The organism is Pseudooceanicola aquaeponti (assembly GCF_050897975.1).
Taxonomy (GTDB): domain Bacteria; phylum Pseudomonadota; class Alphaproteobacteria; order Rhodobacterales; family Rhodobacteraceae; genus Pseudooceanicola.
In genome coordinates, this window is record NZ_JBPAXY010000001.1 from 18,373 (window position 1) to 44,942 (window position 26,570).

The 26,570-nt window shown below is 66.2% G+C and carries 40 protein-coding genes and 1 tRNA gene; 17 read left to right on the forward strand and 24 right to left on the reverse strand.

Annotated elements, in window-relative coordinates; genetic code table 11:
* Window positions 1-50: 50 nt before the first annotated feature.
* The 21 genes from ACRARE_RS00065 to ACRARE_RS00165 all read right to left on the reverse strand — a co-directional run bounded on the left by ACRARE_RS00065 (window position 51) and on the right by ACRARE_RS00165 (window position 15,577).
* Window positions 51-512, reverse strand: coding sequence for a hypothetical protein (locus ACRARE_RS00065; protein WP_432654365.1), 462 nt, complete (start codon window positions 510-512; stop codon window positions 51-53).
* Between the two features lie 70 nt (window positions 513-582).
* Complete coding sequence (locus ACRARE_RS00070; RefSeq protein ID WP_432654366.1) at window positions 583-1,527, reverse strand: phage capsid protein; 945 nt, start codon at window positions 1,525-1,527, stop codon at window positions 583-585.
* A gap of 233 nt (window positions 1,528-1,760) precedes the next feature.
* Window positions 1,761-2,804: a hypothetical protein gene (locus ACRARE_RS00075; protein WP_432654367.1), complete on the reverse strand. Its 1,044-nt coding sequence runs from the start codon at window positions 2,802-2,804 to the stop codon at window positions 1,761-1,763.
* Complete coding sequence (locus ACRARE_RS00080; protein WP_432654368.1) at window positions 2,776-3,111, reverse strand: hypothetical protein; 336 nt, start codon at window positions 3,109-3,111, stop codon at window positions 2,776-2,778. Before ACRARE_RS00080 ends, ACRARE_RS00075 begins: the two co-directional genes overlap by 29 nt.
* Window positions 3,108-3,344, reverse strand: a complete 237-nt coding sequence (locus ACRARE_RS00085) for a hypothetical protein (RefSeq protein ID WP_432654369.1) — start codon at window positions 3,342-3,344, stop codon at window positions 3,108-3,110. Before ACRARE_RS00085 ends, ACRARE_RS00080 begins: the two co-directional genes overlap by 4 nt.
* Before the next feature lie 103 nt (window positions 3,345-3,447).
* Window positions 3,448-5,088: a portal protein gene (locus ACRARE_RS00090; RefSeq protein ID WP_432654370.1), complete on the reverse strand. Its 1,641-nt coding sequence runs from the start codon at window positions 5,086-5,088 to the stop codon at window positions 3,448-3,450.
* On the reverse strand, window positions 5,085-5,273 hold the full coding sequence (locus ACRARE_RS00095; RefSeq protein ID WP_432654371.1) for a hypothetical protein: 189 nt from the start codon (window positions 5,271-5,273) through the stop codon (window positions 5,085-5,087). The genes ACRARE_RS00090 and ACRARE_RS00095 overlap by 4 nt, the downstream gene beginning before the upstream one ends.
* 1 nt (window position 5,274) lies before the next feature.
* Complete coding sequence (locus tag ACRARE_RS00100) at window positions 5,275-5,793, reverse strand: hypothetical protein (RefSeq protein WP_432654372.1); 519 nt, start codon at window positions 5,791-5,793, stop codon at window positions 5,275-5,277.
* Window positions 5,790-6,089, reverse strand: coding sequence for a hypothetical protein (locus ACRARE_RS00105; RefSeq protein WP_432654373.1), 300 nt, complete (start codon window positions 6,087-6,089; stop codon window positions 5,790-5,792). The genes ACRARE_RS00100 and ACRARE_RS00105 overlap by 4 nt, the downstream gene beginning before the upstream one ends.
* Complete coding sequence (locus ACRARE_RS00110; protein ID WP_432654374.1) at window positions 6,089-6,388, reverse strand: hypothetical protein; 300 nt, start codon at window positions 6,386-6,388, stop codon at window positions 6,089-6,091. Before ACRARE_RS00110 ends, ACRARE_RS00105 begins: the two co-directional genes overlap by 1 nt.
* A 5-nt stretch (window positions 6,389-6,393) precedes the next feature.
* Window positions 6,394-8,151: a hypothetical protein gene (locus ACRARE_RS00115; protein ID WP_432654375.1), complete on the reverse strand. Its 1,758-nt coding sequence runs from the start codon at window positions 8,149-8,151 to the stop codon at window positions 6,394-6,396.
* Window positions 8,152-8,319: 168 nt separating this feature from the next.
* The gene (locus ACRARE_RS00120) at window positions 8,320-9,000 is read right to left on the reverse strand and encodes a hypothetical protein (protein WP_432654376.1); all 681 of its coding nucleotides are present in this window, start codon (window positions 8,998-9,000) and stop codon (window positions 8,320-8,322) included.
* Window positions 9,001-9,448: 448 nt separating this feature from the next.
* Window positions 9,449-11,416, reverse strand: coding sequence for a hypothetical protein (locus ACRARE_RS00125; RefSeq protein WP_432654377.1), 1,968 nt, complete (start codon window positions 11,414-11,416; stop codon window positions 9,449-9,451).
* Window positions 11,417-11,493: 77 nt separating this feature from the next.
* A complete protein-coding gene (locus ACRARE_RS00130; protein ID WP_432654378.1) occupies window positions 11,494-11,673 on the reverse strand; it encodes a hypothetical protein in 180 nt (59 codons plus the stop codon).
* Window positions 11,670-11,954 (reverse strand): hypothetical protein, encoded by a 285-nt coding sequence (locus ACRARE_RS00135; RefSeq protein ID WP_432654379.1) that lies wholly within the window; start codon window positions 11,952-11,954, stop codon window positions 11,670-11,672. Before ACRARE_RS00135 ends, ACRARE_RS00130 begins: the two co-directional genes overlap by 4 nt.
* A complete protein-coding gene (locus ACRARE_RS00140; RefSeq protein ID WP_432654380.1) occupies window positions 11,951-13,117 on the reverse strand; it encodes a DUF7146 domain-containing protein in 1,167 nt (388 codons plus the stop codon). The genes ACRARE_RS00135 and ACRARE_RS00140 overlap by 4 nt, the downstream gene beginning before the upstream one ends.
* Window positions 13,117-13,404 (reverse strand): DUF2829 domain-containing protein, encoded by a 288-nt coding sequence (locus tag ACRARE_RS00145; protein WP_432654381.1) that lies wholly within the window; start codon window positions 13,402-13,404, stop codon window positions 13,117-13,119. Before ACRARE_RS00145 ends, ACRARE_RS00140 begins: the two co-directional genes overlap by 1 nt.
* Window positions 13,405-13,557: 153 nt before the next feature.
* Window positions 13,558-14,415: a hypothetical protein gene (locus tag ACRARE_RS00150; protein WP_432654382.1), complete on the reverse strand. Its 858-nt coding sequence runs from the start codon at window positions 14,413-14,415 to the stop codon at window positions 13,558-13,560.
* Complete coding sequence (locus ACRARE_RS00155) at window positions 14,412-14,738, reverse strand: hypothetical protein (protein ID WP_432654383.1); 327 nt, start codon at window positions 14,736-14,738, stop codon at window positions 14,412-14,414. Before ACRARE_RS00155 ends, ACRARE_RS00150 begins: the two co-directional genes overlap by 4 nt.
* On the reverse strand, window positions 14,731-15,024 hold the full coding sequence (locus tag ACRARE_RS00160) for a hypothetical protein (protein ID WP_432654384.1): 294 nt from the start codon (window positions 15,022-15,024) through the stop codon (window positions 14,731-14,733). Before ACRARE_RS00160 ends, ACRARE_RS00155 begins: the two co-directional genes overlap by 8 nt.
* A 238-nt stretch (window positions 15,025-15,262) precedes the next feature.
* Window positions 15,263-15,577 (reverse strand): hypothetical protein, encoded by a 315-nt coding sequence (locus ACRARE_RS00165; RefSeq protein ID WP_432654385.1) that lies wholly within the window; start codon window positions 15,575-15,577, stop codon window positions 15,263-15,265.
* Between the two features lie 97 nt (window positions 15,578-15,674).
* On the opposite strand from ACRARE_RS00165, the gene ACRARE_RS00170 reads away from it, so the two are divergent.
* The 15 genes from ACRARE_RS00170 (at window position 15,675) to ACRARE_RS00240 (ending at window position 22,859) form a co-directional block, all read left to right on the forward strand.
* On the forward strand, window positions 15,675-16,370 hold the full coding sequence (locus ACRARE_RS00170) for a helix-turn-helix domain-containing protein (protein ID WP_432654386.1): 696 nt from the start codon (window positions 15,675-15,677) through the stop codon (window positions 16,368-16,370).
* Window positions 16,370-17,029, forward strand: coding sequence for a hypothetical protein (locus ACRARE_RS00175; RefSeq protein WP_432654387.1), 660 nt, complete (start codon window positions 16,370-16,372; stop codon window positions 17,027-17,029). The genes ACRARE_RS00170 and ACRARE_RS00175 overlap by 1 nt, the downstream gene beginning before the upstream one ends.
* Window positions 17,030-17,114: 85 nt before the next feature.
* On the forward strand, window positions 17,115-17,369 hold the full coding sequence (locus ACRARE_RS00180; RefSeq protein WP_432654388.1) for a hypothetical protein: 255 nt from the start codon (window positions 17,115-17,117) through the stop codon (window positions 17,367-17,369).
* A 104-nt stretch (window positions 17,370-17,473) separates the two neighbouring features.
* Complete coding sequence (locus ACRARE_RS00185) at window positions 17,474-17,746, forward strand: hypothetical protein (protein ID WP_432654389.1); 273 nt, start codon at window positions 17,474-17,476, stop codon at window positions 17,744-17,746.
* Window positions 17,746-17,997: a hypothetical protein gene (locus tag ACRARE_RS00190; RefSeq protein ID WP_432654390.1), complete on the forward strand. Its 252-nt coding sequence runs from the start codon at window positions 17,746-17,748 to the stop codon at window positions 17,995-17,997. The genes ACRARE_RS00185 and ACRARE_RS00190 overlap by 1 nt, the downstream gene beginning before the upstream one ends.
* A gap of 10 nt (window positions 17,998-18,007) precedes the next feature.
* Window positions 18,008-18,241, forward strand: coding sequence for a hypothetical protein (locus ACRARE_RS00195; RefSeq protein ID WP_432654391.1), 234 nt, complete (start codon window positions 18,008-18,010; stop codon window positions 18,239-18,241).
* A gap of 12 nt (window positions 18,242-18,253) precedes the next feature.
* Complete coding sequence (locus ACRARE_RS00200) at window positions 18,254-18,826, forward strand: hypothetical protein (RefSeq protein WP_432654392.1); 573 nt, start codon at window positions 18,254-18,256, stop codon at window positions 18,824-18,826.
* The gene (locus ACRARE_RS00205) at window positions 18,823-19,101 is read left to right on the forward strand and encodes a helix-turn-helix transcriptional regulator (RefSeq protein ID WP_432654393.1); all 279 of its coding nucleotides are present in this window, start codon (window positions 18,823-18,825) and stop codon (window positions 19,099-19,101) included. Before ACRARE_RS00200 ends, ACRARE_RS00205 begins: the two co-directional genes overlap by 4 nt.
* Window positions 19,098-19,421 carry a hypothetical protein gene (locus ACRARE_RS00210; RefSeq protein ID WP_432654394.1) on the forward strand — a complete coding sequence of 108 codons (324 nt, stop codon included), beginning with the start codon at window positions 19,098-19,100 and terminating at the stop codon, window positions 19,419-19,421. Before ACRARE_RS00205 ends, ACRARE_RS00210 begins: the two co-directional genes overlap by 4 nt.
* On the forward strand, window positions 19,418-20,608 hold the full coding sequence (locus tag ACRARE_RS00215) for a site-specific integrase (RefSeq protein ID WP_432654395.1): 1,191 nt from the start codon (window positions 19,418-19,420) through the stop codon (window positions 20,606-20,608). The genes ACRARE_RS00210 and ACRARE_RS00215 overlap by 4 nt, the downstream gene beginning before the upstream one ends.
* Complete coding sequence (locus tag ACRARE_RS00220) at window positions 20,605-20,784, forward strand: hypothetical protein (RefSeq protein ID WP_432654396.1); 180 nt, start codon at window positions 20,605-20,607, stop codon at window positions 20,782-20,784. The genes ACRARE_RS00215 and ACRARE_RS00220 overlap by 4 nt, the downstream gene beginning before the upstream one ends.
* Entirely contained in the window at window positions 20,781-21,047 is a 267-nt protein-coding gene (locus ACRARE_RS00225) for a hypothetical protein (protein ID WP_432654397.1), read from the forward strand. Before ACRARE_RS00220 ends, ACRARE_RS00225 begins: the two co-directional genes overlap by 4 nt.
* A 344-nt stretch (window positions 21,048-21,391) precedes the next feature.
* Window positions 21,392-21,532, forward strand: coding sequence for a hypothetical protein (locus ACRARE_RS00230; protein ID WP_432654398.1), 141 nt, complete (start codon window positions 21,392-21,394; stop codon window positions 21,530-21,532).
* Between the two features lie 22 nt (window positions 21,533-21,554).
* Window positions 21,555-21,941: a dATP/dGTP pyrophosphohydrolase domain-containing protein gene (locus tag ACRARE_RS00235; RefSeq protein ID WP_432654399.1), complete on the forward strand. Its 387-nt coding sequence runs from the start codon at window positions 21,555-21,557 to the stop codon at window positions 21,939-21,941.
* A gap of 15 nt (window positions 21,942-21,956) precedes the next feature.
* Window positions 21,957-22,859: a phosphohydrolase gene (locus tag ACRARE_RS00240; RefSeq protein WP_432654400.1), complete on the forward strand. Its 903-nt coding sequence runs from the start codon at window positions 21,957-21,959 to the stop codon at window positions 22,857-22,859.
* 83 nt (window positions 22,860-22,942) lie between these two features.
* Here ACRARE_RS00240 and ACRARE_RS00245 read toward each other — a convergent pair.
* Both ACRARE_RS00245 and ACRARE_RS00250 read right to left on the reverse strand, forming a co-directional pair.
* Window positions 22,943-23,018 (reverse strand) — tRNA-Thr (locus ACRARE_RS00245).
* 89 nt (window positions 23,019-23,107) lie between these two features.
* On the reverse strand, window positions 23,108-24,775 hold the full coding sequence (locus tag ACRARE_RS00250; protein ID WP_432654401.1) for an ABC transporter permease: 1,668 nt from the start codon (window positions 24,773-24,775) through the stop codon (window positions 23,108-23,110).
* 82 nt (window positions 24,776-24,857) lie between these two features.
* Here ACRARE_RS00250 and ACRARE_RS00255 point away from each other — a divergent pair, with 82 nt between their 5' ends.
* Window positions 24,858-25,733: a hypothetical protein gene (locus ACRARE_RS00255; protein ID WP_432654402.1), complete on the forward strand. Its 876-nt coding sequence runs from the start codon at window positions 24,858-24,860 to the stop codon at window positions 25,731-25,733.
* 104 nt (window positions 25,734-25,837) lie between these two features.
* On the opposite strand, the gene ACRARE_RS00260 is transcribed toward ACRARE_RS00255, so the two are convergent.
* The gene (locus tag ACRARE_RS00260; protein WP_432654403.1) at window positions 25,838-26,104 is read right to left on the reverse strand and encodes a DUF2312 domain-containing protein; all 267 of its coding nucleotides are present in this window, start codon (window positions 26,102-26,104) and stop codon (window positions 25,838-25,840) included.
* A gap of 165 nt (window positions 26,105-26,269) precedes the next feature.
* Here ACRARE_RS00260 and ACRARE_RS00265 point away from each other — a divergent pair, with 165 nt between their 5' ends.
* Window positions 26,270-26,485, forward strand: a complete 216-nt coding sequence (locus ACRARE_RS00265; protein ID WP_432654404.1) for a hypothetical protein — start codon at window positions 26,270-26,272, stop codon at window positions 26,483-26,485.
* Window positions 26,486-26,570 lie beyond the last annotated feature (85 nt).

Here is a 26,570-nt window from a genome sequence, read left to right on the forward strand (position 1 = left end):
AAGCCTCCGGAGCGTCGAAGGGACAGGCCTGGCTGCCTGCCCCGCTCGGATCAGGACATCAGATAGTGGAAAGCGAAGGGCATGTTGCCCGCGCCCGCCGCGTCGGCCTCGGCATGTTTCCAGATCCCGATCATGCCGCTCTTCGGCGGCTCGGCGAGGCCCAGGACCTCCCACAGGGGCTTGCCGTGGTTGGCGTCACCTTGAGCGATCGGCGTCACGGTGTTTTCGGTTGCCTTGGTCTGGTCAACCAGGGCGTCGGTGTCGGTCTCGGTGCCGATCACGATCTGGGCGAAGCCGTCGTTCTCGACATCGAAGAAGGTCGCGGGCAGCAGAATGGCCTCTGCCGGAAGGTCGGCCAGGTGGTATTTCGAGCCGTTGCTGTCCGTGGCCAGGTTGGCCAGGGTGCCCATGGCGACGACGACGCGACCGCGTGCCCGTTGCGGGTCGGCCGGCACGCTGCCGCTGATCATGGGATCGTGGATGAGATCGGATTTTCCGGTGACTGCGGCCATGTCTGGGCCTCCATATCATCATGTTCGAAAGGAAAGGCGGGCCGGTCACCGGCCCACCAGACGCGGCCGATCAGGCCTCGAGGCAGCGGATGACCCGCACGCCCTGGTCCTCGATCCGGCCCGCGGCCGGATAGGCGTCGACCAAGCACTGCGGCAGGTTCCGCTTCGAGCTGTCGTTGAACAGGTCGCCCTCGACGTCCTGCCACATGCCGCAGACGATGTTCGCCTTGGTCCAGAGCGGCACCAGGCGGTAGCCGTTGCTGTCCTTCGGCAGGCGGTTGGTGAAGATCCAGTTGATCCCCAGAAGCGAGCCGGGCTTGCCGTTGCGGATCTGCTCGACGTCGAAGGGGTTCAGGTTCTTCCCGGTCTCGAAGGCCAGCTTCAGGAGGTCGGTCTTCTGCTTGGGCGTGATCAGGCCGTAGACCTCGTCATCGGCCTCCATCCCGAAGTCCTCGAGCTCCATGCTCTCGGTGGCGAAGCGCATCTTGTTGAGGGTGAGCCCGGCTGCGGCGTCTTCGTCCTGGTTCACGGCGACGAAGTTGCCCACCGGTAGGCTCTTCTGGCTGCTCGGCGTCTTGCCTTCGTGAACGGCGCCCAGAATACCGCCGCCCGAAACCTCGTAGCTGCCGTCGGACTTCTTGCGCACACCGAGGATCCGGTCGAACACCCCACGCTCGACTGCCTTGGTGTGCGTGGTCACCAGCACCGAGGTCGGATCCTGGGACTGGTCGAACTTTTCCTCTTTGGTGATCAGCTGGCCGCTCTGGATGACGGTCGGCCGCACAAGCCAGCGCCGGATGCGTTTCGGCGGGTTCTCGGGGTTGCGCTGCGAATAGTCCTCGCCTTCCTGGTAATCGACCTTGTCGACCAGGTCGGCCATGTCCTGCGCCTCTCCGGAGGCCGGAACCACGGTGACGGCATTGCGCAGCGGGTTCAGCATCTGCTGCGCGACCATGCGGACGTTGTTCTGGTAGTTGAGACGATGATGCGCCTCGACGTTCTGACGGTAGGACATACCTGCCCCTCTCGAAAAATCAGCGATGTTGGTGAGATTTCGGAGGGGTCGCCCGGCAAATCCGGACCCGTCCTGGCGGTCACGCCCGCCTGGGGCGCCCGGCATTGTCCGGGATCAGACGGACCCCGTGGGGTCACCCGTCATTGGAAATGATCCGAACCACAAAACCTGCCTCAAGTCAACGAAAAAGGGGCACATGAAGTGCCCCCTACATCGTCTCTCCAGCGTGATCGTCAGCCCGCCGCCAACTTCGTCAGCCGCTCGATCTCGGGACGCAGCCGCTTGATCGTGGCCTGATCCTTCTTGGCGATGGCCTCGTAATAGTCCCCGCCGGGGCTCTGCATCTGCTCCAGCTTCTGCCGCGCCTCAGCCGGGGTGGTGCTGAGTTCCAGCGCACCCCGACCGGCGCCCAGGCCATCCATGGTGTCCTCGCCCATCATGTCGCCGATCGCCGCGAAAAGCTTGATGACCCCGGCATCGCCGGTTTTCGGCGCCAGCGCCTGGGAAATGCCGCTCATGGCCTCGGGCGACAGACCGGCCTTTTCCGCCAGCACGGCGGCAGCCTGCTTCGCCTGCGTCAGCTTCACCGGCATCTGGGCGCCCCAGTCCTGCTCAAGCGTCGCCATCATCTGCTGGTTGGCCTGCTCCAGCTGCTCACCGGCCATCTGATCGAGCTGGCCAACCTTGCCCGCGTAGAGCTCGATCATCCGGTTCAGGGCCTTGCCGCTCAGCCCCTCTTCATGCGCGATGGTCCGGGCCGCGGCCTCGAGATCCTTGTCCCAATCTGCGCCCTCGGGCCAGCTTTCGGGCCGGGCCACCTCGTAGCCATCCGGCGCCTCGGGGATCCCGAACACCTGGCCGTTCTGGCGCATCCATTCCGACACGTCCTGGCCGTCCTTCGGCTTCTGGAGCAGTTGATCGGCGCTCACGCCTAGGCGCTTCTTCGCCGCGACCTCCATCCCGTTCAGACGCTGGACTGCCTCCAGCGGGTCCTCGGTGGTCAGGCCCAGTGCCGTGAGGTTCCGGCGCTCATCATCGCTGAAGCGCTTGTCCTCCCACCACTTTGCGGTGCCGCCTTCACCAGCGCCCGAGCCAGCGGCGCCTGCGCCAGCCCCGGCGCCTTCGCCAGCGCCGGCGCCTTCACCGCCAGCTGCGGCCGCACCGTTCTCTCCAGCGCCACCGCCTTCGCCGCCGCCCGCGCCGTTGCCGCCCTCATCTTCGGGCCCGCGCAGCAGCCGGGTGCGGAAATCAATCGTGGTCATCATCCAGGTATTCATCTTGAGGCTCCATCATCAGGGTGTTGAGGTCTTCGATCGACACGCCCATCAGGGCGAGAAGCTTGACGGCCATGGCGCGCTCGCCGCGTTCCTGGGCCATTCTGATTGGATCAATCGGATCCGGTTGCACCACGCCCTGCACAAGGCGCTCGGGCGGCAGCGTCAGCAGACCGGAAAACTCGACAAGGTCGGCCGCCAGCCTCGGATCCGCGCGATAGGCCCTGGCCCATCGACGGCCCCTCTCGGCGGCCTCCCTTCGATTGTTCCGAAACTGGAACATGAGAATTTGCAGACGGTTGAAGATCATGCGGACATATCCTTGGCCGAGCGCGCGACGTCGTTGGCCAGGCGAGACGCCAGCCCACAGTAGGAGCGCGATGCTTCGATCACCGCCAGGATCGGCTCGTCTAGATCCGGGCGGCGGTCCGGCAGGGCCGCCTCCAGCAAGTGCAGCAACGCGCCATGAAGGCCCCGCGCTGTGGACAGCGCATCGGCGATTTCTTCAGCGCGATCGAAGGTTTTCTGGGAAAGATCTGTCACGGTTTGTCTCCTCCGTCTTGCCACCACCCGGGCGCGCAGCGGAGTGACGCCAATGGGCGCCACCATGACCAGATGCGGGAGATTTTCCGACGCTGACGCAGGGTTAAGCTCCACCATTACCTCCCTGCCCCATGGCCGAGGCCAGATCACGGACCACGCCGCCGCCGGCCTGAGCGGTCTGCATCGCCTGTTGCAGCTGTTGCTGTTGCGCGCGGCCCTGGGCGATCTGGTCCGCTTGCTCACGCGACCGCAGGATTTTTGCGGGCAGGGTCGGACTGGCATCGTGCAGAGCCTCGGTGACCCCGTCCGGATCCATCCGGTCGATGTAGCGCGGGTCGAGCTGCGCGAGCGGTCCGAGATCGTTCAGGAACTGACGGATCGCCTGTCCCTCGCGAGCTCGAAGCGCCATGGTTGCCTGGCTCTGGTAGCGCACCTGAAGTGGCAGCCCCGCCGCCTCTGACGGCGGAGGCGGAATTTGCCCCGCGCGCCAGAGCATCCGGAACCGCCGCTCGATCTTGCGGGCGCCGTATTCCTCCATGATCCGGTCGGCGTGCGGGGCCCAGTTTCGCAGGCGCGCCTCTTCCATGATCATGCTTTCCTCGCTGGTGATCCCGGTACGACCGGACAGCGACATGATCGCGTAGTGATAGGCCTCCTTGATCGCCTCGACCTTGGCCCGTTTCTCCTCGATCGTCAGCCCGATGTTCGGGTTGCTGGTCATGTTCTTCACCAGCTCCTGACCGCGCATGTTCACGCCGCCGTAGATCATTTCCCCGGGCCGCACGACACCGTCCAGAGGGATCGCATCGCGGTCGGGCGCCAGCTTGACCGGATCTGCGGCGAACTGCGCTGCCCGCAGCGTCGCGGCCTCCATCTGGTGGACCATCCGGGCGCTGGCCAGGCTGATGAAGCCCGGCCCTGTGCCGTAGGTGTGCCCGCTGTCAACGTCCCAGCGAGGGAAATAGACCGGCATCTCCCCATAGCCACCAACCTTCACCAAGGCCCGCCCCTCTTCGCAGGCCGTGATGGATAGGAAGGGCTTGCCACGATGGCCGAGCTTGCCTGGCACAAAGTTGTCGTTAGGCCGAATGTGCCGGTAGAACGTGATCCGACCGCTGTCGCCCTTCGCCGCCGCCTCGGTTACCCGATCCGGCAGGTTGTCCGGGCCGAATTCGCGCACGGCTGCCCGAGGCGTCAGCGAGAACTTCCGCACCATTTCGTTGACACGGCCGTGGGCGTCGATGTCCACCACGACCTCGGCCAGCGACATGGTGACGTCGACGAACTTCCGCTTCCCGGTGTCCAACTCGTCATAGCCAGCGGCATTCCCGAAGGCCGCGATGTCGGAATAGGCTTGGAAGGTCGCGCTGTAGAAGGGCGATACCGTCGGAGCCAGGCTTTGGAGGACGCGCCGCGTGGCCAGGTCGTTCCATTCGGCCATCGGTTTCCAGGCGTTCAGCTCCGGATCGGGGGTTTCCAGCCCGGCCCAGCGGTTCGCCGGATTGGTGATCGAGGCGTAGATCCCGGAGGCGAAGCTGGACTGGGCCATGATCGGCTCGGAAGAGAGCGGCTTTTCAAGATCCCGCGTTTCGGGCCGGTTCATGGAGAAGCCACCACGCTGCGGGCGGATCAGCCGCGCGATGTCTTCCCAGTCGGGCTCATGAAACGCCCGGGTGGATTTCAGCTCATCCCAGCGGCGGATCGCTTCCTCTGCCACGGGATGATCGAGGACCGCGCGGCTCATGCCGGCCGCCCCAGCTGACCCGTCGACGGGATGCCCATGGCGCTGGTCAGCACGTTCGCGGCTGCGCCGGACCGCCGCTTACGCAGACGGGCCTCGATATCTGCGGTCTGATTGGCTTCACGGTTGTCCGTGCTGGCCACGATGGGGGCGGCGGGGGTCGGGATCTTCGGTTTACCGATGCACATTTCAGGTCTCCTGATCAGAGGGTGAGGCGATCCAGGCGAATTGTTCGAAAGCCACCTGGCCCTGGCCACCAAAGCCGGGCATGTGGCATTCGTGATGGAAACCGCAGCCTTCCAGGAAGCTGCGAGCGGAGGGATGATCGGTCCAGGATCGCGCCTCGATGCGCCTGATCCCGAGCTCTTCGCAGAAGCCGGGCAACCGGCGCCGGATCAGCACAGCGGCTTCGGCCAGAGAACGGCGGAACCGCCCGTGATCCCGGGCCAGAAGGGCGGCCTGAGCCACGCGAGCCTGGCCCGTGTGGCATAGAGTCAGAACCGCGAACGGGACCCCCGCCGGGCCGGGTTTTGTTGCCAGCACCAGCGAAAGCACCTGCGCCCCCTGCATCGCACACCAATCCGCGAAAAGCCGCAGATGGTTGACCGCGGCACCACGCACCAGTTCGGCCTCCATGTGGTCCATCGGATCCAGGAAACGGAACACCTGCAGGGCTTCGGTCTCATTGAAGGGGCGCAGGTCGATCATGCAGGCGCACCTTCGTCTACCGGCTCGTAGGTGACGGCGAAGATGTCCGGCTTGCAGGGATAGTACTCCCCCTTCACGCCACGAATGATCCAGTCACCCGGGGTCGCATCCATTTCCCCCTCGAGGGTAGGAATGACCAATCGGAATTCCCCACCATCCTTTTGCCGTTGCCACCAGCCCTTGGGGAGAGCAAAGGGCGCGAGATCCGGCTGAACCCAGAGCGCGATATCGCGGGTGTTGTCGCCCGTGTAGCGCCGGGCCTCGATCTCGACAGGCTTCTTGCGAAATCGGGGCATTACGCAGCGCCCCCTTCCTTGAGGAGCGCGCGGCGGGCCGCGTTGGCCCAGTTGCGCAGCGCTTCATCCTTGTCGGAGCCGGTTGCATCGACGCCCAGCATCTTGGCCTTCACCCGGCCACGATGGCGGCCGAACATCAGCCCGCTTTCGGTCTGAAGCCGGGCCATCAGGTCCGCGAAGCCCGCCTTGCCGGACAGGTCCGTCACCTCCCGTGCGGTTTGCTGGAGGGTTACCGTGTCCAGGGTGGGGCCTGTCTCGGCAGTTTCGGCCGAGGAGGCTTTTTTGCTCTTCGTCGTCATCGTGATCACCTTTCGTAGGGGTTGAGGACATTCCATCCTGTCTTCAGGCCGCCGCGCTGGCCCGATCTGGGCGGCCTTCCGGGGTGGCCTGGACGGCCACTCCTGCGGGCGTCGGGGACCCGCTTCGTGTAAGGGGCAGCGCCATCGGCCGTATGCTCCGACAGCAGCAGATACTGCAGGGCATCCATGACGTTCGCCTCGGTCAGGCGCTTGTCTGGGACCTTCCGCTTGTCCCCGTTCCGATCGACTTCGTCGGTCCAGACGTATCGGGCCTGAAAACCGCGCCGCAGGAACTTGCAGGACGGGTCGATCAGGAGCCCCGGCTCGCCCGCGTCGATCGGCGCCTCCAGCGCAGCCCGCACCGCTTCCAGGCGCGGCTGGATCCGGTTGGTCCCGAGACGCTGGGGCCGGATCGGGAAGCCGGCGGCCTGGCTGACCATGAGGTTCCAGGTCGCATTCTCATCGGCGGCCTGGCTGGCCCCGTGTTCGCCAGCCATGTCCCCCCAGGCGGCCTCGACCAGCGCCCCGGGCCAGCGGTCCTCGATCGCTTCGGTGAGCCGTTCGCCAAAGGTCCGCGCCAGGAGACGCTCGGAAGGAAAATGCAGCTCGCCCAGGATCCGCCAGCGATAGAAACCGGTCATCTGCGCTATGACAGCGGCCCCCTTGAAGCCCTGGTCGAGCCCGATCCGCAGCGGAAGACCCGGGATCAGCGCAAGAGGGATGTCGGATACGTGGACACGCGGATTGAACTCGCGCTTGAAGACAGGCTCACCGACCCGCAGGTAGACGATCTTGTTCCGCACCAGGCGATCGACCATGTCCCCGCGCCCGGCCAGCTGCATGGAAGCGATCTGGCGGGGGTAGTAGCTTGGCGACAGGTTCTGGAGGTTCTCACACCCCGGTTCACCATAGCCGGGCTGGTTGCAGAACTCGATCGTGATCCGCTTCGCGCCCGCAGGCAGTTCAGCCGACAGCAGGTCGGCCATGCGCTTGCGCTCTTCCTCGTCGTGGAAGACCGTGAAGCCCCAGCTGTCCTCGTCCGGGGCGTTCATGTCACCCACGATCTGCCCGTAGCTGCGCAGCTCGGGCGGCAAACCCTCGAAGTGCTGGCGCCCTGGATAGCGGTCGATCCGGCCGATCCCGACCGTAAGGATTTCGACCGGCATCGTGTCCAGTTCGTTCAGCACGATATCGGTTGTCTGCACCCCTCGCATACTGGCGACGATGTCGTCGCCGAAGGCCATGAATTCCGCGGTGAACTCGATGGGGCCGAAGTCATCCTCGAACTGGATCACATGGGTGACCGGATCCCCTCGCCCGCCCGACCAGGTCCCCAGATCCTTCGGGAAGGTTTCCAGATAGGAGGGGATCGTCGTGGACCAGAGCTGTCGATAGGTCTCGCGGATGAAAAGCACCTTGTAGCGGCGCACTCCGTCGATCCTGGATCGCGGCATCTCCACCGCGCGCCGCGCCCGGGATTTCATCAGCGTGGTGGTCTTGCCCGAGCCGACCGGGCCCTGGATGCCGATGACGTCGTCGTTCGACCAGAAAAACCGCTCGGCGATCGGGCCTGGAAACTGGACAGCGGCGATGTCAGGCATCTTGCCAGCGGCAAAATCGCCTTCTAGAGTTCCGATTGCCTCTTTCGCATCGCTTCCCAGCAATGCCTCCAGACGCTCATCCGTGAGCCCCCCGCCCCCCGTGGGCGCTTGGTCAGAGGTCTCCCCCCGACCCCGTTGCGTCGCGCCAAGTTTCGCGCTCATTGGCTGACCTCCCCATGGGCCAAAATCAGGTATGGGGTCACACAGAGGGGCCTCAGGGAAGGCGCGGGAAGGCCCCCCCGGGGGGTCTCGGCCGCCTGGTGCCCGCGCCGCGAGCGGCGGGCACCAGGCCGTGGCGCCTGCTGATTTTCAATCAGTTGCGGCATGGACTTAACCATCTGATTTGCCTTCATTTTCCAGATCCGTCCGAATTTCCGCGTCCGAAGTTTCCGAGCGCACAGAGCTAACCTTCTGATTTTCCTGCATTTCATGCGCGACATCAGCGGGCATCATCCGAGACACCATCCGAGGCGTGACATCCCGCGCCTGGGCCCCGGGATCGACCGGCGCCGAAGGCACGGCAGGCATCATGAAGACGGTGTTCTGCTGGACGCTGACGTCCGGCGTCACCTTGGGCGCCGTGAAGGGCATCATCGCCTCGGCGGCCCGCAGGATCATCGTGTATTGCTGGCGGAAGACGTCCAGGCGCATGGCTGCCGTGGGCGCAGGGGCCGCCTTCTTGCCGATGTGCGCCCCATCATAGGCCCAGGCCAGCACCCGCTCGGTCTGCGCCATGGCCAGGGTGATGGCATCGTCGCGGGTGTTGAGCCCGGCGATCTGCACCAGGACATCCTCGGGCATCCGCATGCCACGCGCGGCCAGCCAGTCGCGCATCTGGCTGCTGACCTTGTTCCTGGATCCCTTCGGGCGGCCCGCCTGGCGCTGTTCCTGGTCCTGCTCCGGCTCCTCGTCCGGCAACAGGGCCAGCTGCATGCCCTGCTCACGCTGGCGCTCGATCCGCTCGGCCATTTCCCGAGCTTCGACCTGCCACTGGTTGTCAGGCTTGGCCATAGAAACCCCCTTTTTTATTGGAAATCAGGGAGTTAAGGGGCGCGATCGCAGATCCAGGCAGCGAGATCGGCAGGCTACGACGCTCATTTTTTAGGCGTCGTAGGGCGTGTCGTAGAGATTTCTCTTTCTTATCATATAGATAATAAGAGACTACGACGCTACGACGGTACGACACGCATTTCCTCGTGTGCGCGCGCGCGTGTGTGCACACATACGCGGGGAACCGCTTTTTGCGTCGTAGCGTCGTAGCTGTCTGGTAAACTATTGCAGCGTAAGGGAAAAACCCTACGACATACCCTACGACGCCCGATTTTTCAGCGTCGTAGCGTCGTAGCCCCTGACCCGTCCGCAGGACCTTCCGCCGCGCGTGAATTATGGCCCCGAAACGGGTCGGGGTACAGCGCAAAGAATGATGCAAATGCAATGGCTTGGCGAAACTGACCATGGCTCAGACGTACTCCTGCATACCGTCCGGAAGGGGATCCTCGGGCGGCTGCGACGTGCCGCCGGTCTCATCCATGGCGTTCAGCAGGCCCGGGATCGAGGTGAAGGGGATGACGTAACCGCGCGACGGCACCCGCGCGAAGGTCATGTTGGCGCTCTGCGCTCCATTCACGCGCCGCGCCGCCTGCGACCAGACACCCTCGGCCCAGGGTGTGCCCTCGAAAAGGGTTCGCAGCCCCGCCAGCGGCTTGTTGGCGATGCAGAGCTCGGCCGAGGTGTCTCGGCCCTTCACGCGCAGGCCGAACTGCGCCAGGTAATTGTTGGCGTTCACATGGGTGGCGTCGCCGATCTGCTCGGGGGCGCGGGGCAACCGGGCGGCCATGGCCAGCCAGCTGGCGACGTTGAGCTTCTGGCCGCGCCGCCACACGTCGAGCGGCTGCGACAGCAGATGCACCAGCATGTCCTCGGCGTTGCTGCCCACATCGACACTCTCGTCCCGCAGATGCGCATCCAGCTTGATGCACCAGCTCGCCATCATCTCCGTCGCGGGCAGCGCCTCGCGCAACGCCATGTCCGCCAGGGCCAGGACCGTCCCGTAGTTGTCGGCCTGACGGCCGCCATGCCCATGGGCCGCCAGGCTGGCCCGCCAGAGGTCCAGCCGCTCCGTCCAGGTGTCCCAGCGTTCGACCAGGCTGGCCCGCAGCGCGCCGCCCAAGGCCTTCAGCCGCCTCGGGTCATCCTTGGGCTTCGGGGCCCCGGGGCGCAGCCGGTTCAGGTCCAGCAGGATCAGGCGGGATCGATCCTGAGGGGGGAGCGGGGGCACAAGGATAGAGCTGAACAGGAAGCAGCTGTAGGCGTTCCCCTGGTAGCCCTTCTGATCGGTCGAGCCGCGCAGGATCTGGTCACCGCTGGCCGCGATCCGAGCCAGCCGGATGATCGCCGCTGCCTTGCCCTTCTTCGGATCGTCGTCGGGCTCCAGCTCGTCCAGCGCGACCGGCATCGACGAATAGCCGATGACGGAACGGATCCCTGCCTCGGTCGCATCAGAGGCCTGTAGCAGCCCGCTGGATCCGCCGTGCAGATAGCGCAGCAGGCGCTGCAAGGTGGATTTGCCGGTGGCTTGGTCGCCCGTCACCCAGGTGACCGGACGCCAGTCCAACGCGCCGCCGATCTGCTGGGCGCAGATGACCCCGAGGGTAAGCATCGGGTCGATGTCCGGCCGTGACCAGTTCCAGGTCTCCAGCGCCTCCAGGATCTCGGCCGCCGCATCCGTCGTTCCCCGCCGCGCCGGTCGGGGCACCGGATCCGAGGCCGGGTAGACATGGCCGCTGTAGACGCCCGGCGGCTTCCATTTGCCGTCGATCAGCACCTCATCGCCCGCGTGAAAGATCAGCGCGCCGTCTTCGTCCAGCCAGGCCCCTGCACCGCGCACCTTGCCGACCGGTGACCACACACCGCGCTCTGTGCTGGCCGCGATCATCGCCGTGGACAGCTTCAGCTGGTCGAACTTGCCCGGAAGCGGGTTGCCGGTCTTCGACCACTGGGGGAAATGCTGGGCCAGCATTCCGACCATGCCGCCAAAGACATGCAGCATCTTCTGCTGGGTGTGGGTGTCGACGGCCCTCAGCTGGCCCTTGGTGTCCAGGTAGTATGAAAGATCGCCGTGGATCCCAAGAGGAACGACCGGACACCCGTCCCAGATGTAGCCACGCGGTCGGCCCGAACCACGCGATCCATCGCCACCGCCAGCTTCTGACGCGCTGCCCATGCCGCCATCCGGTCCGTCTCTATCGGGTACAGCGCCGCCTTGGCCCGTTCCGCCATCTCCGCGTTCATTGCCATCGCCATCGTGCATGTCCTTTTCGGTCTTCGGCGCCACAGGCGCGTTCTCCAGCTCCTGGCGCAGCGCCGCGGCCGATCTCCCGGCCGGCGCCCGAAACGTCGCGGATTGCTCTTTTTCGAGCCAGCTCATGTCGGGTTCATCGTTCACTGCGATACCTCGGATCTTGGGGCGGGCCCCGGCGTCTTCTGCGCCGATGACCCGTGGGTTCAGACGCCCGCAGCGCGGACGAACTTCTCGCAGGAGATCAGGCGCGGCCGGATCTCCTCGCTCACGAAATCGGCGCAGGGGGCCGGGCTCCAGGCACCGGTCATCACGGCCAGCTCGACCACCCGATCGCAGCTGCCGTCGGGCGCCATCAGGGCACAGAAGGTGATGACCAGGATCATGCGAGCCACCCGAACAGGCGGGTGAGCAGCTCGCCGAAACCCCGCTCCGATCGCGGCACCGGCGTCTCGGCCATCGAGCGCAGGCGGATGACCTCCGCCTCGGCATAGGTCAGGCGATCCAGCCGGCTGGCAGCCTGGCGAGCCTGGGTCGGCGACATCGTCGTGCTGAGGCAGACCGTGCCATCCTCGCCGGCCGCCGCCGCGACGCGCAGGCGGCCCGCCAGCGCCCCGATCCACTCATCGCCCGTCTGAAAGCTGCGGTCCTTCAGCTGATAGCTCATGCCCGTCTCTCCTCTTCGCTGGTCTCCGCCGCGACCAGGCGCAGCGCATCGTTCAGATCTTTGCCGCCCCAGGCATTGCTCCAGATCCGCACCTCGCGCCCGGCCGCTCGATGCAGCGCGATCGCGCGCTCGAGGGCGGCGCGGGCGGCCGCGTTCTCGTCCTGGTCGGAAATCAGCGTGACGGAGGCGACCGTCGGCGGCAGTTCAATCCGGCCGAGGTTCGACAGCGAAATCGCCGCGATGACCCGCGCCTCTCCCTCCAGCAGCAGCACCGCCGACAGCGCGTCCTCGATGCCCTCGGCGATATAGACATGCTGGCCGGGCTCGGCCTGGTGCAGCGCCGGTGGCTTCCCGCCGCGTGGCCCCTTGCCCTTCCAGATCGGAATGTAGGCCCCGGCATAGTCCCCCAGGACCTTCTTAGGCGCGGGCACGGCCGCCTTGCCCCACCCGTTCGGCCCGATCGCCAGCCAGGTGCGGTGACAGGCCACGGTCATCCCGCGCCGGTTGGTCACCGCCGCGACCATCGCCGGGAAGTCACCCTCGAATACCTCGCCGGTCTCGCGGTCCTCGTGGTAGTAGCGGCAATGCGGCACATAGCGCAGAACCCCTGGCTGACGGCCGAGGCGCGCCAGGTCGATCCCCCGACCGCGCAGGTAGTGATGCACCGGGGTATCGCGCAGCCGCGCCTGGCCGCTGTGCCAGATCGCCCGGGCCGCCCGCGCGCGGCTTTCGCGCTTTTCCTTATCGCGCTGCGCGGCCTCCGCCTGGAACTGCCGGGATCGCTCCGCAGCGGCCCGATGCCGCGCGACGTCTTCGGCGCTGGCGGTTTGGAGGCCAAGGAAGGCCCGCGCCTCGCGCAGAGCATCCGCGTTGGAACAACCCAGTGACAGGGCGATCAGGTCGATCACGTCGCCAAAACCCTGGCCGGGCACGTCCCCGACGGCATAGTCGTTCCAGCGGCCGGCGTTCGGCCCCGCCATGGTGACGCAGAAGCTGCCCACGTGGCGGTCGGCCCGCCCTGGGTTCAGCGTGAAATACTTGCCATGGGCGCGATAGCTCCCCTGCGCCGGCGGCGCATAGCGGCCCACCACGCTGTCCAGCTGCGAGATCAGCATGTGCTTGATCTCGTCCAGGCTGTAAGTCTGACGCAGGGGAGCGGACATCACTCGACCACCACCCAATCTTCGGCCAGCATGTCGGTCTGGCTGGCCAGCCAGCCGATCACCATGGACCCGTCAGCCGCGCGCATGTCGATATGGGGCAGCAGCTCGATCTCATCGTCGGGCTCGAGTTCAGCCGCCCGTTTCGCGGCCGCATGCCCACACTTCGCATGGGCCGCCTCGAAGGCCGAACCGGGTGTGAGCGCGATCCACATATTCTTGCCATTCCAACCCTTCCGGGCGACCTTGGCGCCAGCCTTCAGCGCCCGCAGCGCGTCTCCAAAATCCATCGTTCTCTCCTCAGGTTGTGCGGCTCACGAAGGCCGCGGCATAAGCGGGCACCACTGCCCCAGAAGGCAGCCGCGCTCGCACCAGGTCTTGGTTTTCGGGCAGATGCCGCCACCTCCAGGCGGGTGTGGCGGGCGTTCGTCAGCCGACATCGCTCAGCCCCTCGCCTGCAGGGCCTGCCCCGCGCGATGCGCCAGGATCTTCAGCAGCCGCGATCCTGTGTCCCAGGAGGGATGGAACCGCAGCTGCGCGCGCCGCCGGCGACAGGCGTCCTCGGACGCCCCGAGCTCTTCCGCGATCGCCGGGAAGTCACGACCGCTCGACAGCGCCTCATAGAGGGCAAAATCCCGCCTCGGGGACCAGCCGTCGCCATAGCCGAGCTTGTCGAGATGGGTCTGCACCAGCTTCAGCGCCACGGGGGCATCCGCCGGCAGCGCGATCGGTCCGGTCTCCGGCGCGGTTCCCTCCGGTTCGGGCTCAGGCGCGGGCGCGGCCTCTTCCGCCGGGCTCTCGGCCGCGCCGCCATCCGACGCAGGTTCAGCTTTCTGGCGCAGGTAGCGCAGCTTCGTGTTTACCGATTGGAACGGTCGACCGAGCACGACGGCGATCTCTTTCACCGGCTGCCCCTGAGCGGCCAACTCCAACGCCTTCGCCTCCTCGTCCTTGGTCCAGGGGCCCGTGGCAGCGGGCTCCGGAGCCGGAGCTGGAACGACATCCGCCGACGGAGCGGATTGGACGGGCGCCTCGGGCTCAGTGAGCGCCGGGTTGCTGCATCCCTCAACGACGGGGGCGACACGGCATTCTTCGGCGATCTCCGTCAGGGTCCCAGCAATCTCTGCCCGCCCGGCCCACAGCCGCAGCACCAGCGCGCCGTCTTCGACGTCCAACCCCACGGGCAGACGCAATTTCGCGATGGCATCGGCCGTCACCTCGACCAGGCCGATTGCCTTCTCGCGGGCTTGCGCCTCCGCCAGGTCGCGGATGACACCGGCTTTCAGGTCCTCAAGGGTCATGCCGCCACCTCCAGATGCCGCATGGCGTCCTGCGCCATGGCAAGGCGCCAATCGACGATCGCGCGCAGGGCATCCTTCATCTGCCAGATAGCCCGCGCCCAGTCGCCGCGGCGGCGCCCGGCCCCGCAATCAGCCTCGACCAGTGCCTTGGCCGCCGCGATGAACGGGTCAAACAGGGCGCGACCCTCGCGCATCCGGGCCGTCTCCAGCCGCAGGATTTCCAGGTACATCGCTTCGCGCGGCGGGTCCGCCGCCACGGTCATCACCAGGGCCATCGCCGCATTCACCGCGACCTGGTCGGCCATCGTCATCTGCTCACTCACCGGTGATCCTCCTCGCGTTCTCGCCGACCTCGGCCAGCATCAGGTGACGGATACCCTCGACCAGGTCGCGGCCCGCCTGGGCCCGCTGCTCGGGGTCGTGGCGCACCACCGCATAGGCGGCGCGGAAATCCAGGATCAGGGCGCGCAGGTCGCTGGGATCCTCCAGCGTCTCGGCGTCCAGCCGCAGTTGCTCCAGCAGCGCCGGATCCACATGCGGCGAATGGCGCGCCTGCATCCCCGCCAGCCAGGCGCGGGTCTTCACCAGGGTGATCGCCCGGCTTGTCATGGCCGCCTCCGGCAGAGCGCGGCCGGGGCGCCATGATTTCCCCGGCCGCCCCTGCCGCCGCCCCGCGTGGAGGAACGCGCGGTCTGCTCGGCGACGACAAGCCGATGCCGGGCGGTGACCCCGCGCGGCGTGAAGTGGAAAAGGCCCCGGCGCGCCCAAGGGAAAAGACGCGCCGGGACGAGGGACCTGTCCGGTTCGGCAGTGATCTGATGAGGATCGAAGACAGACAGGGGGAAGCTCATTGCGCCGCGACCTCCGACGGGATCAGCGGCACGGGCACCGAGCCCTGGTGGGCGGCGATGGCCGCCTCGACCTGGGCCGCATCGGCGCCCCAGATCAGCCACTCGGGTTTGAGCGGGAGGTCATGGGCGGCGGCGTGGGCCAGGATGCTGCGCACGACGCCCATCGTGGGGAAATCACCCTCGCGCCGGCGGCTGGAGGAATGGCGCCAGACATAGCCGGCCTTCTCGGAATAGCCGCATATCAAGGCGATCTGCTCGATCGGCCCGATGATGCGTTCGGCTACAGCCACTGGTGTCAGGTGGTTACTCATGACACCAGACTTAGCCTATGCAAAATTTGCCTGTAAAGGCACATTTTGCCCCTTTGGCACATTACTGTGCCCTATGGCAGCGCTTACTTAGTCAGCCATGGATGACAAGTGGTTCAAAGCCCAGCAGAAAAAAGTTGGCATCACAGCCGAGGACATCGCCGCGCGCCTTGGACGCGACAGATCGGCTGTCTCGAAGATCTATACCGGACAGCGAAGGATGACACTTGAGTGGGCTCAAGCGTTTTCTGAAGCACTCGACGTCCCGATCGACGAGGTTCTACGCCGTGCCGGCCTGATCATGGAAACGTCGTCCGCGACCCCAATCGACGAAACTCCCGAATTGATCGCCACGCCCCCCAAACTTGGCGGCAAACCCTTTCTGCAAGCAAACCATGCCCGCGCAATCAGGCAAGGCATGGTGCAGGGAGATGCCGCCCCTTTCAGCGGCAACCTGAAAGAGACCGAAACGGCAAACAGAGTTGCCGACGCCTTCGGGCGAAAGCACGGGCAGGAGCTTTGGACTGTGACCAGCGAAGCTATGAAACTTGGCGGCTACTTGCAGGGGGACACTCTGCTGCTAGACACCGACCAATCCGAGCGATGCGGCTCAGGTGACATAGTCCTCGCTCAAATCCATGATTGGGGCGAAGGAAGCCCAAAGATCGCCCTGCGACGCTTTGAGCCCCCAGCGCTGATTGCCGACAGCGCGAGCGAAACCGACCGGCGCCTTCACTTGGTAGATGGGCGCAACGTCGTCATCAGAGGCAAAGTGGTCGCCTCCTGGAGACCATGATGGCCGCGAAACTCGAGAACCTGAACTTCCGACTGCGGAAAAAACGAATTGGCCGCGGCTACGTGCTAATAGATCGAAACACTCACCAGAAATTCGATGCTCCCGACGACCTAGTCGGTAAGCTTTTTCAGATACTTACAGTGATCGCGACCGAAAAGCTGTCAAAACTCGAGCGCGCCCTGATCGTTAACCACCTAATTGATCGCTTCGGCATGTCTTGCAAGCACCCCGATGAGCTTCCCGCCCACATGCTGAGGACTGCCAATCCCAATGATTTCGTTAGCACAACCCGTAGCGCGTTGCCGGAAGACGCAGGTGCCCCCACCACTAATAGCCCACTCGAAAAGCCCTACAAACGCATCTATCAGGATGCGGACTTTGAGCTATTCCACGACTGGGCACGCCAGCAGTGGCATGTATTCTCCAACGACCACGGCAACGGGCTCACTGCCGGGCCAACTCAGGCAATTCAACTCGAAATGACCCTGGCCTCCGTAGCGGCATGGCCCCTATCGGCAGACAGAGAACTGGCAAAAAAGAAAATCTATCGGGCATTCTGTATAGCGACCCTACACCCGAACAGCGCAGTCGGGTCCGCATTCTTCAGCCAAGATCCCGCGGTCACCGCCACGATATTTGGCACGGCGCCAGACGTCTAATTTTGCCATTTTGGCATTTTTTGCCTTGACGGTCACAGGTCACAACTCCTAACTTCCTGAGCAGAGAACAGCTCAGGAGGCCTTTGTGGCACATCACGACAGCATCCCGAACGCGCAGCCGGGGCCGGTGGATGACCGGCTGCTGCGCGGCTACCGCGACCTCGCCTATGATGCGGCGCGCGGCATCATCCCCACGGCCACCGAAGCCGAGGCTCTTCTTTCCGCCATGGGTCCGCTCCTGGACGAGCTGATCCTGCGCCGCGAGGCCTGCCGGTCCGTGACCGGCGACAGCAACGTCATTCTCCTGGACATGCATCGCGCGCCGCCTCTCGGCGCCTGAGGTCCCGTCGGGGCGCCCCCGGTCAATCCCCACCCTTACCGGCCCGTCCCATCACCTCCCCGCGCAGGGCGCGCGCGGGGACCACCAACCAGAGGAGGGTCCTCATGACACAGAAACAGCCACTCGGCCGACTTGCCTTGCGCGTCGAGGGCGCGTGGTGGGTCGCCTATTTCGCCCCCATCGACACGATGGAAGACGCGTTCGAGGTCGGTCGCATCGCCTTCCGCCTGGTTGAGAATGAAGACATGAAGACCCGTTTCGCAGACCTGATGCGCGACGCGGTCGCCCAGATGATCCAGGACCTGACCGGGCAGCGCCCGAGCTGGCCCGAGGGCTTCGTCGACGCGCCCGAGCATGAGCGCGCAGGGAGGGCATGATGGCCTATGAAATCCAACTCGAGGACCAGGGGCAGGATCTGATCCGCCTGCGGGTGAACTTCGAGACCGGCGTGATCGAGGATGCAGGGCTTCTCTCCTGGATCTATGCCACTGGCGAGTATGTCGTCGACGTCGACCAGCTGCACGAGAACCGCATCGTCCATTACCGCAAGAATGGTGGCGAAGATCAGTGGTTCAAATATCCGATGACCCGGCTGGCCCTCGATGGCGAACTGCTGGCCGCAGCTTAGGGAGGACACGATGACCACCCCTCACTTCCCGAAAATCGGCGCCTTCAGCACCGAAGACCCCCTCATCCTGCGCATGATGCCGAACGGCGGGTGGGTGATCAGCCAGCGCTCCGATGACACGAGGCTCATGGACAAGGAACTCGGCGCCTACTCCACCGCCCGCGAAATGTTGGACGCCCTTGCGTCCGCGCTGGACGCATTCAGCCTCGATGGCGCGCCGGAGGCGTCACAGGAAACCACCTGACAAGGTAGACCCATGACAACCCTGACCAAGATGGACGGTCTGCGCCACTACCGCGCGACCGTGACGGAAGAGCTGTGCCGTCACTACACGATCCCCGCCACCAGCGCGGCCGAGGCCGAGCGCATGGCGAAACGCAGCTTGCGCCCCGGCCAGCGCCTGGTCGGCGTCGACGTCACCGACGGCTACCGCTCGGCCGAGACCGGGGCCCAGTGCCTCGCCCATCTTCTGGGTCACCCCTACTTTCCGGCCCGCGACGTGCCCCGTTGCCTGGCCGACTGGATCCGCGTCGCTCTGGGATGTGACGGCGCGGAGGCCCAGGCCGCCAACCGCCAGCTCGCCTTTGGCGGCCTGCGGGTCCGGCCGGAGATGTCGGCGCTCTGCGTCGCCTCCGGCCGGTCCGTCGCCTTCCTGGTGCAGGTCTTCGATGACACGCCCTGGGCCGACCGCTGGGCCGATGCCCTGGCCGCCCTGCCCGGCGCCACCCGCACCAACATGACCTTCGCCCGCGTCGCCTCGCGTGCCGTGCAGCTGCCGCTGGCCGGGATCGTCTCCGACATCCTTCACACCCAGGGAGATCAGACATGACCGACCGCCTGCCGAAGCTCTTTCTCACCTCCGACGAGGTTGCGGACCTGCTCCAGATGTCGCGCTCTTCGTTCAACACCAAGCGGGACTGGCTCGAGCGGGATCATGATTTCCCGGCGCCGATGCCCCATTCGCTGCGCCCCCTGCTCTGGCGCCGCAGCGCCATTCTGGCCTGGGTCGATCGCCAGGGCCTCGCCAAAGACGATCCCGCCCTCCAGGCACCCCCCCTGAAAACCCGGGCCGACAGGCTCCTGCAAAAGGCGGCAAGCGCATGACTGACTTTTCCGACAACACCCACCGTCAGCTGGTGCTGAGCGCCGCGGCCGAGCTCGAGGCAATGATCGGCGGGATCACCCCCTTCGACCTCAACGATTACGACGCCAGCCGCGCGCGCCAGCGCGAAGAGCTCCTGTCCCTCAAGAAGGCTCTAGAGAGCCGCCGCGATGCGCCGGCCGCAATCTCCGAGGGGGTCACTGGGGTATTCTTCTCGATGCATGGCTTCCGCGCCTCCAGCACCTCGGGCCTGCCTGGCGCCATCAGCAACTGGATCGCCCAGGTGCGCAAGAAGGCCGAGGCCTGGAGGCCGGGGAAATGAGCCGCACGAAGAAGCCCCCGATCACCGACAAGATCACCGGCCTGCGTCAGCGCCAGCGCGCCGATGGCAGCTGGCGCATCTGGTGGGAACCGAGCGGCCCGCAGCGGGACCTCGGCTTCTGCTCGATCGAGCTGGACGTTGACCGGCCAAGCTGGAGCGTCACCCAGGCGAAGCGCGAAGCCGAGAAGGCCCGCCGCGCCCTGCGCGACGGTGTCGGCCCGGAGGAGACCCGGCGCGGCCAGCGCACCGTCGGCGCCCTGGCCGCCGGCTACCGCCAAGACGAGCTGCCCCAGGTGAAGCCGGCGACGCAGCGCAGCTATCGCGGGTGGCTCAAGGTCATCGAGGAGAAATGGGGCGACGAGCTGGTCGGGGATCTGACCCACGGCGTGATGTATCGCTGGGGCAAAAGCCTGCAGCGAGAGCGGGGCGTGACCCAGGCGAAGCGTCTGATCGCCATGATGTCGATCCTCATGTCCTATGCCGAACGGATCGAATGGCGCGCCCACAACACCAACCCCTGCCTGCGCCTCGGGCTCGAGGTGCCGGCGGCGCGCAATCGGGTCGTGACCACCGACGAGCTGGCCGCGCTTGAGGCGGCGGCCGAGGCGATCGACACAGACCGCGCCCGCGCCGTGGCCGATGCCATGCGCCTCTCGCTCTTCCAGGGCCAGCGCCAGGCTGATGTCCTGGCCGCCCGGGTGGGCGCGTTTCGCCAGGTGACCTGGCCCGCCCTCGAGGGCGACCGGGTGGTCGAGCGCCGGGGGTGGGCCTGGATCTTCACCCGGGCCAAGCGCGCGACCGAGGGCGGCATGCCAGTGCATCCGGAGAACCTGGCGCTGATCGAACGTCGGCACCGCGAGACGAATGATCCGGATGCCCTGCTGCTGCCCGGCCGCACCGGGCTATGGCGGGTCGATGAGTTCCAGAAGGACTGGGCCGCCCTGCGCAAGCGCGCGACCGAGATTCTGGAGAGCTGCGCCACGATCCAATTCCGCGACCTGCGCCGCACGGGTGCTGTCTGGGCGCGCCAAGGCGGCGCCTCCAAGAGCGACGTGGGTGACGTCCTGGGCAACACGGCCGCGCAGAACGCACAGCTGACGACCACCTACATGCCGGCAAGCTTCGAAACCTCAAGCCGCGCGATCGGCGCGATCCGCCGACCCGGCCGAGAGGAGGATGAGGGATGACCAGGACGAAGGGCGAGCTCCGCCGCCTCAACGCGATCCGCGCCAAGGCGCAGCGTCATGCCGACAGCAGCGACAGCCCACACATGCGGCGCGTCTGCCGGGCGATCATGGTCGAGGTGAACGAAATGCTGCGCCCTAAATGGCGCTCCGCGCGACACCGTGGGGAAACCGTATGAGCGGCGATCTGCAGCTGGACGTGCGCGGCTGCGGCCAGAGCTGGGCGGTCTTTGCCGGCGAGCGGCGGGTCAGCCGCTACTTCACCCGCGACCATCACGCCGCCGGCGCAGCCACGCGCCTCGCAGAGCGTGCCAGGCTGCGCGAGCGGGCCTGCCTGTGCTGTGGAAGCGCCTTCATGAGCCAGGGCCCTCACAACCGGCTCTGCGCGCCCTGCCGACGGGATCCCCTGCAGGCGATGACACTAGGAGCCGATGATGCGTGACCATGCCCCAAGGGAAAACAGGGAAGCGCCACACGGGACCGGTTTCGCGCTGGTGATCATCGGCTGGTGCATCTTCGGCGCCGGCGTCCTGCTCGGCGCCCTGGTGTTCTAGGTGTACAGACGGCAGCCATATCTCTTTCCAGACCAGGACATTCCTCGTCAGCGCTGCATCCGCATGCATGTCGAAGATGCGGGGCACCTTCCAGGCGGCGCGAAGGGCATCCGCTTCACCTGCAGTCGATGCGGGCATGACACCGGATGGATCCCGGACACCTGGACGATTTCCGAGAACAGGCGCGGGCTTCCCTGTCCCACCTGTAATTCCGACAACCGAACTGTTTGCCGTGCTGACTGACGGCCTCGACGACGGGACAAGCGAGACCGATGGCGACCTCGCCTTCATGCAGCAGTGGGTGGACGAACTCGAGGCCTTCCACCGGAAGACCATGGTCGCGATGACGGCCGCCCCTTCAAAGCCCAGCTAACCACCTGCCAGGAGGCAACAGAATGGACCTTAAGCAGCATCTTATCCGTCAGATGGCATTTAGCCACGCGACCTACGGCCCCGGCGTGCGAACGGCGGGAGTGATCGATCACATTCGGAAGGAGCTCGTGGAGGTGGAAGCCGCCAACGGTGAGTCGGACGAATGGGTTGACGTTGTGATCTTGGCCTTGGACGGGCTGACCCGCCAGCTCGCATTTTGCACCGGCGTTCGTGGGGATCCGGAATTCGTCGCTGACCTCGCTTGCAGGCTGATCCTTGCGAAACAGTCCCGCAACGAGGCGCGGACCTGGCCGGATTGGCGCACCGCGGATAGCGAAAAGGCGATCGAGCATGATCGCAGCGGCGAGAAGACGCGCCCTCGCACTGGCAAGTTCACCCAGACCAGCTGACCTAGGATACCCCACATGACCACGACTATCTGCATCTATCACGCCAACTGCGCGGATGGCTTTACCGCCGCTTGGTGTGTTCGGATGGCGCTCGGCGCCGGCATCACGTTCGTTCCCGCCGGCTACGGCGACGAGCCACCGAACGTGCTGGGCGCCGACGTGATCATTGTCGATTTCAGCTACAAGCGGAAGGTGATGGAACGCATGGCCGAGACCGCGCGCTCGATCCTGGTTCTTGATCACCACAAGACGGCGCAAGAAGAACTGTCCGGCCTTCCGGAGCCCCACTCAAACGGTTGGCTGGACCATCTGGGCGGACTGTCCGCCGAGCTGGATCACGGCCGAGATCCGCGTGCGCCACGGGCCCTGTTCGACATGGGCCGCAGCGGAGCGCAGATGGCTTGGGACTTTTTCTGCGGCGGACAGCGCCCGTTCCTGGTCGAGGTCGTTGCCGATCGGGATCTCTGGCGCTGGAATATCGACCAATCCCGCGAGATCAATGCGGTGATCGCCTCGCACGAAATGACCTGGTCGACCTGGGAGGACCTGGACGCCCGCCTGCAGGCTGATGCCGATATCGGCCAGGTGGCGGCCGAAGGTGAGGCGATCCTGCGCGCCCACGACAAGCTGGTGCGGCAGGTGATCGATGTCTCGCAGCGCCGCATGATCATCGGCGGGCACGATGTGCCGGTCGCAGCAGCGCCCTATGCCCTGGCGTCCGACGCGGCCGGAACCATGGCAGTCGGGGAACCATTCGCCGCGACCTACGTCGACGGCCCGAAGGGGCGGGCCTTCTCGCTGCGGTCGCGGGGCGACGGGCTCGATGTTTCGGAGATCGCGGCCGCCTACGGCGGGGGCGGTCATCGCTCGGCCGCGGGATTTCTCATGCCGCTGGGTTGGGAAGGTGATGCCGTATGAACATCCGTCCGAATTCGGACGGATTCGGACGTTCGGACGCATACATATGCATACGGAAAATTAGCTTTATTTTCATTGGGTTATGGTGCCCCCACACGGACTCGAACCGCGGACCCACTGATTACAAATCAGTTGCTCTACCAGCTGAGCTATAGGGGCATTGACCGCCGTTTACGCGGATCGGGCGGACCGTTCAAGCGGTTTGGGACACGCATCCGCAGCGGGCCCCGGGGCGCGCGACGGCCCGCTCAGCGGTTGGCGCGGGCCAGCAGGGCCACGGCGCAGAGGCCCACGGCGATGACCACCAGGGCCGCGGGGGCCGCCTCGCCCAGCTGTTCCAGGCTGGCCTTCTCATGGACCCGGGTTGCCAGGGTGTCGTAGTTGAAGGGGCGCAGCAGCAGCGTGGCGGGCAGCTCCTTCACGCTGTCGACGAAGACCAGCAGCAGCGCCGAGGCGAGAGAGCCGCGGATGAGCGGGAAATGCACCTCGCGCAGGACCGAGGCGCGGTTGCGGCCCAGGGACCGGGCAGCCATGGGCAGCGAGGGCGGGATGCGGCCCATGGCGCTGTCGGCGGCCCCCTGGGCGATGGCGAAGAAGCGCACCGAATAGGCCAGCACCAGGGCAAAGCCCGTGCCGGTCAGCAAAAGGCCCGGATCATGGCCCGTCGCCGCCGCGATGCCATCGGCCAGCCGGTGGTCGAGGCCCGCCAGCGGCACCAGGATGCCCACGGCCAGCACCGCGCCGGGCGCCGCATAGCCGATGGTGGTCACCGGCATCAGCAGGCGCGGCAGGGCGGCGCCCGACAGGCGCACCCCGTAGACCAGGAAGACCGCCGCCGCGACCGTCACAAGGGCCGCCAGGGCGCAGACCGTCAGGGTATGCGACAGCGCCAGCATCAGGCCCGGATCGGTCCAGGCCCCGGCCTCGTTCCAGGCATGGCTGAGGATCACCGCCCCCGGCAGGACGAAGCCAAGGGCGAAGGGCAGCGTGCAGGCCAGGGTGGCGGCCCAGGCGGCGGCGCCGCGCAGGCGCATTGGCACCACCGGGCGGTGACGGCTGGACAGGTTGTAATAGCGCAGGCGGCGGCGCGAGGATTTCTCCAACAGCACCAGAAAGACCACCAGCGCCAGGATCACGCAAGCGATCTGTGCCGCGCCCCCAGCGTTGTAGCTTTGCAGCCAGACCGAGAAGATGCCGGTGGTCAGGGTCTGCACGGCGAAATAGTCGACGGTGCCGAAGTCGTTCACCGTCTCCATCATCACGATGGCGACCGAGGCGGCGATGGCGGGGCGCGCCAGTGGCAGGCCCACGGTCAGGAACCGGCGGACGGGGCCGCGCCCCAGCGACATGGCCACCTCTTCGGCGCCGCCCGACTGTTCGCGGAAGGCGGCACGCGACAGCAGGTAGACGTAAGGATAAAGCGAGGCGGTCAGCACCACGATGGCCGCCCCGATCGAGCGGATCTCGGGGAACCAGTAGTCGCGCGCCGAGGTCCAGCCGAAGAGGCCCCGCAGCCCGATCTGCACCGGGCCGGCATATTCCAGGAAATCCACCAGCGCATAGGCACCCACATAGGCCGGGATCGCCATGGGCAGCAGCAGCAGATATTCCAACCAGCGGTGGCCCGGGAAGCGATAGCGCGTCACCAGCCAGGCCGCCCCGGTGCCCACGGCCCCGGTCAGCGCCCCCACGGCCCCCATCAGGATCAGCGAATTGCCCAGATAGCGCGGCAGGGTGGTGGCCACCAGATGCGGCCAGATATTCGCCTCGGGCCACAGCGCGGTCCAGATCACCGACAGGATCGGAAACAGCACCAGCGCGGCAATCAGCGCCGCCCCCAGCGACCAGGGCGAGGGGATCAGGCGCCGCGCGGGGGCGGCTGTGGGATGGTCGGTCTGGGTCTGGCTTTGCGGCATGGGGTCTGGTTGCCCGAAACGGCTTTGCCTGTCCAGATCCCAGCGTATATAGAGGGCAGACATCAGCAGGCGAGGTAAGGTGATGCAGGTTGTTCTTCACGCCGGGGTCCACACCACGGATGAGGATCGTCTGATCAAATGCCTGCTGAAGAACCGCGACAGCCTGCACGAGCAGGGTGTGGCCGTGCCCGGCCCCTCGCGCTATCGCCGCTCGCTGCGCGACGCGATCCACGCGCTATCGGAACACCCGCCCGAAGAAGGCGCGAAAGAGCGGTTCCTGCAACGCACCCTCGACCATGACACCCCGGCGCGGCTGGTGCTGTCGAACGAAAACTTCTTCTGCGTGCCGAAACTGGCCGTGGGCAGCGACCAGTTCTATCCCAATGCCGAAACCAAGCTGGCCGATTACCGCGAGTTCTTCGGCGGCGACCGGCTGGAGCTGTTCCTGGCAGTGCGCAACCCGGCCACCTACCTGCCCGATGTCTTCAACATCTCGCCGCAGCAAAGCTTTGACCAGTTCATGGGCGGCACCGATCCGCTGGCGCTGCGCTGGTCGGAACTGATCGGGCGCATCCGCGAGACCCTGCCGGATCTGCCGATCACCTGCTGGTGCCACGAGGATACGCCGCTGATCTGGGGCGAGGTGATGCGCAACATGGCAGGCCTCGGCCCCGACCGGGTGCTGGAGGGCGCCTTCGACATGCTGCACGACATCATGTCGGACGAGGGGGTGCGCCGCTTCGACGCCTATCTGGCCGACCATCCCGGCATGACCGAAAACCAGCGCCGCCGCGCCGCCGCCGCCTTCCTCGACAAGTTCGCCCTGGATGAGGCGCTGGAGGAAGAGCTGACCGGCCCGGACTGGGACGAGCTGATGATCGACATGCTGACAGAGCTTTACGAGGAAGACGTCTACGAGATCGAACGTCTGCCCGGGGTGCGCTTCATCACCCCCTGACACGAGGCGCTTGGCCCCGGTCGCATCGCGTGGCGCCGCCCGGCGGGACCGGGGCGCCACGGGCAGGCCCGGCGAGGAACGACGCCCCGCCCGGCCCAAGGCGCTCAGTGCATCCCGAGCGCTTCCTTGTACATTTCCAGAACCGCCTCTTCCTCGGCGATGTCATCGGGTTCGCGCTTGCGCAGCGCGATCAGCTTGCGCAGGACCTTCACGTCGTAACCACGGCCCTTGGCCTCGGCCATGACCTCTTTCTGCTGGTCCGCAAGGTCCTTCTTTTCGGCATCCAGCCGTTCGAACCGCTCGATGAACTGGCGCAGTTCGCCTGCGGTCACGCGGTAGTTCTCCGACTTGACGTCTTCGTCGTCCATCATGGCTGTCGCCTCCTGTTTTCCTGCGCTTTGGCCTGCTCGGGCAGCTTCCTTTGCTACCGGCGCGGGCGACCCGCCGCAAGGGTCATTCAGCCCCCGCGCTTGCAACGGCGGTCCGCCTCCGCTAGGCGCGATCCAGGCATGTGACAACGGATAGGCGGAAAAGCGATGGACGTGATGATCTGGGGAGGGGCGGCCGTGTCGCTGGTCGGGCTGGTGCTGCTGGTCTGGTCGATCATCAAGGTGGCGCGGGGCCGGGCCGCCGGGCTGGAAGACGCCGCACTGCGCGAGGTGATCCGCCGCGCCATGCCCATGAACATGGGCGGGCTGATGCTGTCGGTCGTGGGGCTGATGCTGGTGATCCTCGGGATCTGGCTGGGCTGAGCCTCGGTCAGGCCGGGCCGCCGGCCCTGTCGCCCTTTGCGCGCTTTTTCCGCGCCCTGCCTCCCTTGGCCTGCCCCGATCAGGC